This window comes from Providencia rettgeri (assembly GCF_023205015.1).
GTDB lineage: Bacteria > Pseudomonadota > Gammaproteobacteria > Enterobacterales > Enterobacteriaceae > Providencia > Providencia rettgeri_E.
In genome coordinates, this window is record NZ_CP096258.1 from 2,491,948 (window position 1) to 2,504,737 (window position 12,790).

Genomic DNA, 12,790 nt, shown 5'->3' on the forward strand with positions numbered 1-12,790 from the left:
TAGTGCTGTATGCCCCCATACAGCACTATTCCTAACCTATTTGGTTGATTCTGTTGTTTCTTCCGGCCATACATGGATAACCGCTTTAATCAGCGTTGCTAATGGTATTGCAAAAAATACCCCCCAAAAGCCCCATAACCCACCAAAGATCACAACCGATAAAATAATCACAAGTGGATGTAAATTCACCGCTTCAGAAAACAATAAAGGCACAACAACGTTGCTATCCAAACCTTGGATCACTAAATATGCCAACATTAAGTACCAAAATTCGCTGCCAACACCAAACTGAAAGAGTGCAACAATAACCACAGGGATCGTAGCCGCTACCGCACCAATATAAGGGATTAATACCGCCACGCCGACTAGAACCGATAACAATACGGAATAACGCAAGTCAAAATAAGCAAAACATAAATAGGTCGCCACCCCAACAATCACCATTTCTGTAACTTTTCCTCGTAAGTAGTTGGTGATTTGTTCATTCATTTCAACCCAAACTTTTCCTACTAACAAACGGTTTTTGGGTAACAATTTAAGAAAACTTTTGCTAATACGTTCTTTATCTTTTAAAAGGAAGAATGTCATCAATGGCACGAGAACTAAGTAAACGGCTAAAGTAAAAATACCAATTAACGAAGCCACTGACGCTTTAACCACTGAGTCTGCAATACCTGACATACGGCTACGGAGGTTATCGGCCATCATATCGATGATGCCAACATCCACTAATGCAGGGTATTGTTCTGGAAGTTTCTGTGCAAATTCATTGAACCTGTTAACCATATTTGGTAGATCGGCCATCAAATTAATTCCTTGCTGCCATGCTGTCGGCGCAATAATTAAAATAACCATGGCACTTATTCCTGCAAACAAGGTCAAAATGATACCGACAGAAACTGAGCGGGATAGCCCTATGCGCTGTAATAAGTTTGTTGGCCATTCAAGCAAATAAGCTAAAGCAATTGCCGCCAGCAATGGCGCCAGTATACTGCTGAAAAAGAAGATGATCACAAACCCCGATACGAGTAATGTAAAGAGGGCTATGGCTTGTGGGTCCGCAAAACGCCGACGATACCACTGTAAAAACAATTCCAGCATTTATTGCTCCTGGGGAATAACACAAAGGACAGTTCCTAAAGTAACGAAAATTATACCGAAGAACAGATTTTACGATAGCTTTTGCTATCATGTGTTTTAAACTTTTCGCATTTTTAAGTGCCTTACTTAAAGTACACCCGAAATAAAGTCGGTACTTACCCTAAATTAAAATGTTGTATGGGATACTCACGTTTCATGAAGAAAAATTTAAAATGTCCATTATTGGCTTTCATGATCGCTGCGCTAATGAACGGTGCAGTTTTACCTGCTTATAGTGCAATTGAAGATACCTTACCCGATATAGGAACGACGGCGGGAGGCACTCTTAGTATCAACCAAGAAATTATTATGGGAGATGCTATCACACGCCAAATACGTGCCAGCACCCCTCTTATTTATGACCCGCTGTTAACCCAATATGTTAACAAACTTGGCATGCGGTTAGTGAAAAATGCCGACTCAGTTAAAACACCGTTTAAGTTCTACTTAGTTAACAACCCCAATATTAACGCATACGCCTATTTTGGGGGAAATGTCGTGCTGCACTCCGCATTGTTCCGGTACAGCCAAAATGAAAGTCAGCTAGCCTCCGTCATGGCGCACGAAATATCTCACGTTACACAAAGGCACCTTGCGCGAATGATGGAAGACCAAAAGAGCACCACGCCTCTCGCGATTGCTGGGACTATTGGTTCTTTACTGTTAGTCATGGCAAACCCTCAAGCTGGTTTTGCAGCATTAACCAGCACGATGGCTGGGGTGCAGCAAGGCATGATAAGCTTTACCCAAGCCAATGAGCAAGAAGCTGACCGTATTGGCTTGCAAACATTACGACGCTCTGGCTTTGACCCACACGCCATGGCTGATTTTATGCAAACCATGTCAGACCAAACCCGCTATATGTCTAAGCCCCCTGAAATCCTGCTAACGCACCCCTTACCGGATAGCCGTTTAGCGGATGCCAGAAACCGCTCGAACCAATACCCTAAAGTGAGTGTGCCTTCATCACTGGATTTTATGTTAGCCAGAGTCCGTATTTTGGCCATGTATAGCACCGAGCAAAAACATGCTTTAGACCAAATCATTGAAAATTACGGGAAAGGTTCTGCACAAGAACAAATTGCGGCTCAATATGGGAAAGCTTTACTCCTTTCTCAAGACAAAAAATACGCAGAAGCAGGTAAAATCCTGACAGAGCTATTAGCGAAACAACCCGATAACCCTTGGTTTATCGACAGTATGACAGATGTCGATATTGAACAGCATCAAGTTGCTAGAGCGGTATCCCGCTTACAAAATGCATTGAAAAAAGCACCAAAAAACACCGTATTTATGGTCAACCTAGCTAATGCGCTAATTAACAATCATCAGTATAAAGAAGCGACAACTTTACTGAATAAATACACATTTGATTACCCTGATGACCCAATTGGTTGGGATTTACTGGCAGAGGCATCCGCAAAACAAGGTAAACGTACTGAAGAACTTGCTGCTTACGCAGAAGGGATGGCATTACGAGGTAATTACGACATTGCGATTAATTATCTCAGTGATGCGAGTCGCCAAAGCCGTTTAGGCAGTTACGAGCAACAGCGTTATGACGCTCGCATTGATGCACTTCGAAAACTACAATTACGCGATCAAAATGCAAAACCGTAAGGAATTAAATAATGACGGATTCAATTAAGATTTATCACAACCCACGTTGCTCTAAAAGCCGAGAAACGTTAGCGCTTTTAACAGATAAAGGCATTACGCCAACCGTGATCGAGTATTTAAATACGCCTCCAAGCGTGGCTGAAATCAAAAAACTGCTTGAAATGTTAGGGTTCAAAGATGCTCGTCAATTAATGCGTACCAAAGACGAGTTATATAAAGAATTAAAATTAGCCGATGACTCTTTAACTCAAGCACAACTCATCAAAGCGATGCATGAGAACCCTAAGTTGATTGAACGACCTATCGTTGTGAATGGAGATAAAGCGCGTTTAGGGCGTCCACCTGAGCAAGTGAGTGAAATTTTATAATCGCTATTTTGGCAGCTGTGCAGCTGCCAACTCGCTTAGCCCGCTAAAGTTTTAGAATATCTTTTACGAAAGGGATCGTTAATTTGCGCTGAGCAACGATGGATGCGTGGTCAAGTTTGTTTAAGATATCAAACAAGGTTCCCATTTTTCTATCTAAGCGTTTTAATACGAAACGGCACACATCTTCCGGTAATTCGAAACCACGAATACGAGCGCGTAATTGAAGAGCCCAAATCTTATCTTCATCACTGAGTGGATGCAGTTTATAAATTTGCCCCCAATCAAGGCGAGAGGCTAAATCAGGTAATTTCAGTTCGATTTGCCGAGGTGGCCTATCCCCAGTGATTAATAAACAAGTTCGGCCAATTTCCAAAATACGATTATATAAATTGAAAATCGCCATTTCCCACTCTTCATCACCCGCGATGCACTGAATATTATCAATACAAACGAGTGATAAATGCTCCATCCCGTCTAGTACTTCAGGGACAAAATATGCACGTTTATCTAAAGGGACATAGCCTACTGCAATACCTTGTTCAGACAGCTCTGCGCAAGCCGCATGCAATAAATGGCTTTTTCCACCACCTTCTCGCGACCAATAATAGATATAACTACCGTGTGGTTGATTAATAGCAGACTGAATAGCAGACAGCAACGCCCCATTTTCCCCTGCATAAAAGCTTGCAAAGGTTTCATCATCTGGCAGATATAGTGGTAATGAAAGCTGTGATGGTGTGTTCAGAAGCGCCTCTGGCTGTACAAATCAATTTTCATCTCGCAGTTTACCATAAAAAATACGGATAGATGAATAAGAACGGTGACCAAATGCCGCTCGAACAACCGAACGGCAATAAGGAAAGTCACATGGCTTATTTTTTATTGCTATCAAGCTCTTGCACTTCAGATGTTACAAATTGCTTTTCAGGCCTAACAAAAGTAATAAAGCGGAACAATAATGCCATAAAGATCCCGACTATCGTTGCCAACGCCATACCCTTGAGTTCAGCTTGACCTATATGGATAACCGCACCACTGACACCAATAATTAAAATCACTGAGGTTAAGATCAAATTCTGTGGCTTGTTATAATCGACTTTTGAATCAATTAATACGCGAATACCTGATGCACCAATCACCCCGTATAATAAGAGTGAAACCCCGCCCATTACAGGAACCGGCACTAATTGAATAGCCGCGGCTAACTTACCAACACAAGATAATAAAATGGCGATAATTGCAGCGCCACCAATCACCCAAGTACTGTATACCTTGGTAATTGCCATTACCCCAATGTTTTCACCATAAGTCGTATTCGGTGTTGAGCCAAAGAAACCTGAAATCACTGTAGAGAACCCATTGGCAAACATTGAGCGATGTAAACCTGGCGATTTCATTAAGTCACGTTCAACAATATTCGCAGTGACCACTAAGTGCCCTACGTGCTCAGCAATTACCACTAGAGCCGCAGGTAAAATAGTTAAAATGGCAAACCATTCGAAACGTGGTGTATAAAATGTCGGGATAGCAAACCATGGTGCTTCAATGACAGGGGTGAAATCCACAATACCCATAAAATAGGACAATGCATAACCCGCTAAAAAGCCAATCAAAATCGGGATTATAGATAAAAACCCACGGAAAACGACAGCACAAAGAATAGTGACCGATAACGTCGTCAAGGAGATAATTAACGTATTTGAATCAACCACTGCACCATCTTTAGGTAAAAGCCCAGCCATACCTGCAGCGGTTTGAGCAAGCTCTAAACCGATCACAGCCACAATTGCTCCCATTGCCGCTGGGGGAAACATCACGTTGATCCACCCTCTTCCCGCAACTTTAACAATCAATGCAACGATACAGAACAACACACCACAAATAATAAAGCCGCCGAGCGCCAGCTCATAACCTAATGGTAATAAAATCAACACAGGGGAAATGAATGCAAAGCTTGAACCTAAATAAGCTGGGATCTGCCCTTTACAAATAAATAGATACAGCAGCGTCCCTATTCCATTAAACAGCAAAATTGTCGCGGGGTTTACACCAAACAGAATGGGTACGATAACGGTTGCGCCAAACATAGCAAACAGATGTTGAAGGCTCAGTGGGATAGTTTGTAATAATGGCGGTCTTTCTTCAACACTGATGGTGCGACGAGTCATGTGACTTTATCCTCTTTTAGCGAAGTGGCTAATCACTGAGTAAGCAGTGAGTCTCTACAATTAATCAAAAAAAAGCCGACTTCTCAGTCGGCTTATCATTATTTAGTACCAAATATCTTGTCGCCCGCGTCACCGAGACCCGGAACGATATACCCCTCTTCATTTAAATACTCATCAATTGAAGCGGTGTATAATTCAACATCTGGATGCGCAGCTTCTAACGCTTTTAAACCTTCTGGCGCTGCAACAAGGACTAAGATTTTAATCGAGGTACAACCCGCATTTTTTAACAAATCAATGGTAGCAATCATTGAGCCACCCGTTGCTAACATTGGGTCAACGACTAATGCCATACGTTCTTCAATGTTAGAGGCGAGTTTTTGGAAATAAGGGACAGGCTGCAGTGTTTCTTCATCACGATAAACACCTACCACACTGATACGTGCACTTGGAATACTATCTAATACACCATTCATCATACCAATACCAGCACGGAGAATTGGTACTACAGTGATTTTCTTACCTTTAATTTGTTCTATTTCTACAGGACCACACCAACCATCGATAGTCACTTTTTCAGTTTCAAGGTCAGCAGTTGCTTCATAAGTCAGTAGGCTACCAACCTCTGAGGCCAGTTCACGAAAGCGTTTAGTGCTTATATCATGATCTCGCATCAGGCCGAGTTTATGTTTAACGAGAGGGTGTTTTACCTCAACGATCTTCATGGGTTTCTCCTACTATTTAAGACGGCGGCGGACAAAAAAATCGCCGGATTATACCTCTTTTAGCTTTGGTTGCCACTAGATAACGCTTGATTTTGGTCAAAACAACAGCGATTAACACAATTTTTTCTAGGATCATACCTTATCTCAGTTAAGTTGAAATTGGCTAAACCGCAAATTTGATTTAAATAAAATCATTTATTATTTTGCTGTACGACTACTTAGCAATCCTCTTTTTTGATCGCGAGTACTAAAAAAAATTTCCAACACAAAGCTATCGCAAACGTTTGCCTAGCCTGTTAGAATAATGTCAATGATGTTATTTTTCTCAAAAATGTAATTGCCTTGGGGGCCGTAGTGACTGATAAAACCTCTCTCAGCTATAAAGATGCCGGTGTTGATATTGATGCGGGTAACGCCTTGGTTGAACGTATTAAAGGTGTCGTAAAAGAAACCCGCCGCCCTGAAGTGATGGGCGGGCTTGGGGGATTCGGTGCATTATGTTCCCTACCGCAAAAATACCGTGAGCCTGTTTTAGTTTCAGGCACTGACGGTGTCGGTACCAAATTACGCCTAGCAATGGATTTAAAACGTCATGACTCCATTGGCATTGACCTTGTCGCTATGTGTGTCAATGATTTGATCGTTCAAGGCGCAGAGCCTCTGTTTTTCCTTGATTATTACGCGACCGGTAAACTGGACGTTGATACCGCTGCGAGTGTGATCACCGGTATCGCTGAAGGCTGTAAACAATCGGGTTGCGCGTTAGTTGGTGGTGAAACCGCAGAAATGCCGGGGATGTACCATGGTGAAGACTACGATGTGGCTGGTTTCTGTGTTGGCGTAGTTGAACGCTCAGAAATCATCGATGGCAGCAAAGTGAGTGCTGGGGATGCTTTAATTGCTTTAGCGTCTAGCGGCCCGCATTCAAATGGCTATTCGTTAGTTCGCAAGATCCTCGAAGTCAGTCAAACCAACCCAGAAGAAACGCAATTAGATGGGAAACCTTTAGCTGACCATTTATTAGAACCAACACGCATTTATGTTAAAAATGTATTAGAGCTGATCGCAAACAGTGATATCCACGCTATTGCCCACATTACGGGTGGTGGTTTCTGGGAAAATATTCCTCGCGTACTGCCTGAAAACACACAAGCAATTATTGACGGTAGCAGCTGGCAATGGCCTGCTGTCTTTAACTGGTTACAGCAAGCTGGTGATGTGAGCACTCACGAAATGTACCGTACCTTCAACTGTGGAGTCGGTATTATTATTGCGCTACCACAACAGGAAGTGGCAAATGCACTTACTCTGTTGAACAAACTTGGTGAAAACGCATGGCAAATCGGTACCATTGGCACATTACCCGCGGGTGAAGAGCAGGTTGTGATCCGCTAATGAAAAAAATTGTTGTCCTCATTTCTGGCAGTGGCAGTAATTTGCAATCATTGATTGATAACTGCCACTCAGGGGCAATCGGCGCTCAAATTGTTGCGGTCATTAGCAATCAAGAAAATGCTTATGGCCTTATTCGAGCACAACAGGCTGGGATCCCAGCCTGTTATTTAGATGCGAAACAGTATGCAGACCGCCAAGCCTATGATGCCGCCTTACTCGCATATGTTGACCAGTTTCAGCCCGATTTAGTCGTATTAGCCGGTTTTATGCGCATTTTATCAGCCCAATTCGTCAACCACTTTGCGGGGAAATTACTCAACATCCATCCTTCTTTGTTACCTAAATATCCTGGTTTACACACACACCGTAAAGCATTGGAAAATGGAGATAAAGAACATGGTACATCCGTTCATTTCGTTACTGAAGAACTCGATGGCGGGCCTGTGATTTTACAAGCTAGAGTGCCTATCTTTGAACAAGATAACGAAGACGATATTATCGAGCGGATAAAAACCCAAGAACATGCGATTTATCCATTAGTCGTTGAGTGGTTCATCAGTGGCCGATTAGTGATGGATAACGGTAAGGCTTTGTTAGATGATAATATTTTACCGCAACAAGGTTACGCTAACGAATAATATTCGTGATACGCGAAATCGCATTTTAAGGGTGGATTTCCACCCTTTTTTCGTCGTATTTCACATGGAATAACATAGAACAGTATTGAGTTAAACCGCTTCCCCCTAAGTAAAATGAATTATTTTTCAACAAGGTGATAATCTCTCTGTGCTATGTCATTATTTTATCGTAAATAAATGTTATCCTTAGCTTCGAAGAACAAAACATTTTTCCTAACTAAATAGAGGTATTTTTATGACGACCGGGCAAGTTCATCCGTTTAGGTTGCGCCCACTTGAACGTGAAGATTTAGCTTTCATTCACCAGCTTGATAATAATGCCAGTGTTATGCGTTATTGGTTTGAAGAACCTTACGAAGCTTTTGTTGAGTTAAGCGATCTTTACGATAAACATATTCATGACCAGTCTGAGCGCCGCTTTATTGTCGAGAACGACAGCGAAAAAGTTGGCCTAGTCGAATTGGTCGAGATTGACTATATTCACCGACGCTCTGAATTTCAGATTATCATTGCACCAAGACATCAAGGTCATGGCTATGCGAGTCGCGCTGCAAAATTAGCAATGGACTACGCGTTTTCTGTATTAAACTTATATAAACTTTATCTTATTGTTGATAAAGAAAATGTCAAAGCTATCCATATTTATAATAAACTAGGCTTCCATACTGAAGGCGAACTGATCGACGAGTTTTTTGTCAATGGCCGTTATCACACCGCTATCCGTATGTGTATTTTTCAACAACAATATTTTACGATGAAGCAGCAATCTGCCAATCCAGAAAGTGTTATTAGCCAAGATAAAGCAATTAAACAACACATTTAGCTAACTGACTGGTATCATAGCCATAAAGTAATAAGAGTCTAATACGGAGTTAGAATGTCCCAAGAACGTCTCTATCATGAAAAAGAGTTAAGCTGGCTGTCTTTTAACGAGCGTGTTTTACAAGAAGCAGCCGACAAGCGTAACCCTCTTATTGAACGAATGCGTTTTTTGGGGATTTATTCCAATAATCTAGACGAATTTTATAAAGTCCGCTTCGCCGACGTCAAACGCCGTATTTTAATTAATGAAGAACGCGGTTCGGCAAGCGGTGCTCGCCATTTATTAAAAAAAATTCAATCAAGAGTTGCCAAACAAGAACAAGAATTCGATATTCTCTACAATGACTTACTATTGGAAATGGCGCGTAATCAAATATTCTTGATTAACGAACGGCAAATTTCTCCACGCCAACAGATTTGGTTACGTCAATATTTTCGGCAGAATCTGCGTCAGCATATTACGCCAATATTAATTAATCCTGATACCAATCTCGTTGAATTCCTAAAAGATGACTACACGTATCTTGCTGTTGAAATCATCAATGGTAACCAAATTCAATATGCACTGTTGGAAATTCCTTCCGATAAAGTGCCTCGGTTTGTTAACCTACCGCCTGAAATGCCAAAGCGTCGCAAGTCAATGATTTTAATTGACAATATCCTTCGCTATACACTGGATGAAATTTTCAAAGGCTTCTTTGATTACGATAAGCTCAATGCCTATTCGATGAAAATGACGCGTGATGCGGAGTACGACATCGCAACAGAGATGGAATCGAGCTTACTTGAGATAATGTCATCCACATTAAAACAGCGTTTAACCGCAGAGCCTGTACGTTTTGTCTATCAACGTGATATGCCTGACGAAATGGTTGCTCTTTTACGTGAAAAACTGGGGTTATCCAGTGATGACTCCGTGATTGCTGGCGGTCGCTACCACAATTTTAAAGATTTTATTAACTTCCCGAATGAGGGAAATAAAAATTTATTAAACAAGCCATTACCAAGGCTGCGTCATCGTTGGTTTGATAATTTCCGTAACGGTTTCGATGCCATTCGTGAACGTGATGTGCTGCTGTATTATCCCTACTATACCTTTGAGCATACTTTAGAGTTATTACGACAAGCGTCTTTTGACCCGAATGTCTTGTCGATTAAAATTAATATTTACCGTGTCGCGAAAGACTCTCGCATTATCGACTCTGTCATTCATGCCGCCCATAATGGAAAAAAAGTCACGGTGGTCGTTGAGTTACAAGCACGGTTTGATGAAGCCGCCAATATTCATTGGGCTAAACGGTTAACCGAAGCCGGCGTGCATGTTATTTTCTCCGCGCCAGGGCTTAAAATCCATGCAAAATTATTTATTATTTCACGTATGGAAGAAGGCCAAATCGTTCGCTATGCCCATATTGGTACGGGTAATTTTAACGAAAAAACCGCTCGGCTTTATACCGATTACTCCCTACTCACTGCAAATGAGCTGATCACCAACGAAGTTCGTCGGGTATTTAGCTTTATTGAAAACCCATACCGCCCAGTGACTTTTGATAATTTAATGGTGTCCCCACAAAATACACGGATCCGTTTGATGGCCTTAATTGACCAAGAAATCGAAAATGCGCTCGCTGAGCGGCCCAGTGGCATCACATTAAAAATCAATAATTTAGTCGATAAAGAGTTAATTGACAAACTGTATGATGCCTCCAATGCGGGTGTCAAAATTCGTTTGTTAGTCAGGGGGATGTGCTCTTTAGTGGCAGGTCAAGCTGGCTACAGTGAAAATATTCAAGTAACCAGTATTGTTGACCGCTTCCTTGAGCATGACCGTGTCTATGTTTTCACCAATGCGGGTGACGAAAAAGTCTTTATTTCCTCCGCTGACTGGATGACGCGCAATATTGACTACCGCATTGAAGTTGCCGTTAGCTTAGTCGACTCACATTTAAAACAACGGGTGTTGGATATTTTAGAGCTGCAATTTAGCGATACCGTAAAAGCACGTTATGTTGACAAAGATTTAAGTAATCATTATGTTCCCCGCGGAAATAAACGTAAAATTCAGGCCCAACTTGCTGTGTATGATTATTTAAAATCAATCGAAACACCTGATACAAGAGCTTAAAAATATGCCAATAACCAACGCATCAACACCGAGACCACAAGAAATTGCGGCTATAGATTTAGGCTCAAATAGTTTTCATATGGTCATTGCCCGTATTGTCAACGGTGCATTGCAAGTTCTCACTCGTTTAAAAAAGCGTGTTCACCTCGCTGATGGCCTAAGTGATACCAATGAATTAAGCGAAGAAGCCATGGAGCGTGGGCTTGCCTGCCTCGCGTTGTTTGCCGAACGGTTACAAGGTTTTTCCCCTGAGAACGTGTGTATTGTTGGGACTCACTCATTACGGGTGGCGACTAATGTAAAACAGTTTCTGCAACGCGCTAAAGAAATCATCCCTTACCCGATTGAAATCATTTCAGGCCAAGAAGAAGCTCGCTTGATTTTTATGGGGGTTGAACACACTCAACCCGAAAAAGGCCGTAAATTGGTTCTCGATATCGGTGGTGGTTCAACAGAATTAGTCATTGGTGAAAAATTTGAGCCTCTTTTGATTGAAAGTCGTCGAATGGGCTGTGTGAGTTTTGCCCGTACTTATTTTCCAAATGAAGAAATTACCCCTGAATTTTTTAGTCGCGCTTATCTAGGGGCTTGCTTAAAATTAGAGAGCACCGCAATTTTATTTAAAAAACAAACATGGGACGTCGCAATGGGCGCTTCTGGTACCATCAAAGCCGCCCATGGTGTGATACAAGAATTAGGCTATAAAGACGGCATTATCACTCGGGAACGCCTTATCGAAATCAAGCAAATGGCATTAAAATATAAGTCATTTAGCTCGTTGAATATATTAGGTCTATCTAACGAACGTAAACGCGTATTTGTTCCTGGTTTAGCCATTTTACTTGCTGTATTTGATTCCTTAGAAATTAAAGAGTTACGTTTATCTGACGGCGCATTACGTGAAGGCGTTTTATATGAAATGGAAGGCCGCTTTCGCCACCAAGATATCCGCCAGCGTACTGCATTAAGCCTTGCTGAACATTATAATATCGACAGAGAGCAAGCTAAACGCGTATTAAAAACGATGGAAGAGCTTTATTTCCAGTGGGGGCAACAAAACCCCAAACAACTCAATCCCCAGCTGGAATCCATTTTAATATGGGCAGTTATGCTCCATGAAGTTGGCTTAAGTATTAATCATAGCGGTATGCACCGCCATTCTGCTTATATATTGCAAAATACCAATTTACCGGGTTTCAACCAAGAACAGCAGTTATTACTTGCAACATTAGTGCGTAACCATCGAAGGGCTATCAAGTATGACGATATCCCTAAATTTAACTTATTTAAAAGAAAACAATTTATGCCGCTTATTCAAATTTTGCGGCTAGCCATTTTGTTAAATAATCAACGCCAATCTACAACGATCCCCTCTTCATTACGAATAGAAACGGATGATGGGCACTGGACTCTCTATTTACCATCTGAATATCTCGCGCAAAATGCATTGATGTTATTAGATTTAGAAAAAGAGAGTGGCTATTGGGAAGATGTTCCCGGTTGGTCGTTAACTATTTGCGCAGAAAATGAGTGATTTGCGGCCATTATTGTAGTGATTTGTTCTTATTATTCATCTTTGATGACTTGAAAATCACCGCTTATTTGACTCAACTATTTGATATATTATTTAAATAGGCGACAATAATGATAATAAATTTCGTCCGCTCGCAGACGAATTCATAAAAAGCGCTTTTGCGCTGCTATTGCTTTAAGGATTAAAATGTCACAATCTGCTTTCTCAACCGATGCGTTGCCAACAGTCAACCCGCATTCTCAAAAACTGGCGCAT

11 protein-coding genes are annotated in these 12,790 nt (G+C 41.5%); 7 read left to right on the top strand and 4 right to left on the bottom strand.

The window, feature by feature from the left end; translation table 11 throughout:
• Nucleotides 1-36: 36 nt before the first annotated feature.
• Nucleotides 37-1,101 (bottom strand): AI-2E family transporter, encoded by a 1,065-nt coding sequence (locus M0M83_RS11440; protein ID WP_213912621.1) that lies wholly within the window; start codon nt 1,099-1,101, stop codon nt 37-39.
• Nucleotides 1,102-1,296: 195 nt separating this feature from the next.
• Between M0M83_RS11440 and M0M83_RS11445 the strand changes: the two genes are divergently transcribed.
• Together M0M83_RS11445 and arsC are read left to right on the top strand one after the other, a co-directional pair.
• Complete coding sequence (locus M0M83_RS11445) at nt 1,297-2,760, top strand: tetratricopeptide repeat protein (RefSeq protein WP_213912620.1); 1,464 nt, start codon at nt 1,297-1,299, stop codon at nt 2,758-2,760.
• Between the two features lie 11 nt (nt 2,761-2,771).
• On the top strand, nt 2,772-3,128 hold the full coding sequence (arsC, locus tag M0M83_RS11450; RefSeq protein ID WP_125891137.1) for an arsenate reductase (glutaredoxin): 357 nt from the start codon (nt 2,772-2,774) through the stop codon (nt 3,126-3,128).
• A 43-nt stretch (nt 3,129-3,171) separates the two neighbouring features.
• Here arsC and hda read toward each other — a convergent pair whose 3' ends face one another.
• From hda to upp, 3 genes are all read right to left on the bottom strand, one after another.
• The gene (hda, locus tag M0M83_RS11455) at nt 3,172-3,873 is read right to left on the bottom strand and encodes a DnaA inactivator Hda (protein ID WP_036957653.1); all 702 of its coding nucleotides are present in this window, start codon (nt 3,871-3,873) and stop codon (nt 3,172-3,174) included.
• Nucleotides 3,874-4,000: 127 nt separating this feature from the next.
• Nucleotides 4,001-5,296, bottom strand: a complete 1,296-nt coding sequence (gene uraA / locus M0M83_RS11460) for a uracil permease (RefSeq protein WP_004253542.1) — start codon at nt 5,294-5,296, stop codon at nt 4,001-4,003.
• Between the two features lie 98 nt (nt 5,297-5,394).
• Nucleotides 5,395-6,021, bottom strand: a complete 627-nt coding sequence (upp, locus tag M0M83_RS11465) for a uracil phosphoribosyltransferase (RefSeq protein ID WP_004253541.1) — start codon at nt 6,019-6,021, stop codon at nt 5,395-5,397.
• 354 nt (nt 6,022-6,375) lie between these two features.
• Between upp and purM the strand changes: the two genes are divergently transcribed.
• From purM to M0M83_RS11490, 5 genes are all read left to right on the top strand, one after another.
• Nucleotides 6,376-7,416, top strand: coding sequence for a phosphoribosylformylglycinamidine cyclo-ligase (purM, locus tag M0M83_RS11470; protein ID WP_248466603.1), 1,041 nt, complete (start codon nt 6,376-6,378; stop codon nt 7,414-7,416).
• On the top strand, nt 7,416-8,054 hold the full coding sequence (gene purN, locus M0M83_RS11475; protein WP_125891139.1) for a phosphoribosylglycinamide formyltransferase: 639 nt from the start codon (nt 7,416-7,418) through the stop codon (nt 8,052-8,054). Before purM ends, purN begins: the two co-directional genes overlap by 1 nt.
• 235 nt (nt 8,055-8,289) lie before the next feature.
• Nucleotides 8,290-8,877, top strand: a complete 588-nt coding sequence (gene speG, locus M0M83_RS11480) for a spermidine N1-acetyltransferase (protein ID WP_125891140.1) — start codon at nt 8,290-8,292, stop codon at nt 8,875-8,877.
• A gap of 54 nt (nt 8,878-8,931) precedes the next feature.
• The gene (ppk1, locus tag M0M83_RS11485) at nt 8,932-11,001 is read left to right on the top strand and encodes a polyphosphate kinase 1 (protein WP_248466604.1); all 2,070 of its coding nucleotides are present in this window, start codon (nt 8,932-8,934) and stop codon (nt 10,999-11,001) included.
• A 4-nt stretch (nt 11,002-11,005) separates the two neighbouring features.
• Nucleotides 11,006-12,535, top strand: a complete 1,530-nt coding sequence (locus M0M83_RS11490) for an exopolyphosphatase (RefSeq protein WP_213912617.1) — start codon at nt 11,006-11,008, stop codon at nt 12,533-12,535.
• Nucleotides 12,536-12,790 lie beyond the last annotated feature (255 nt).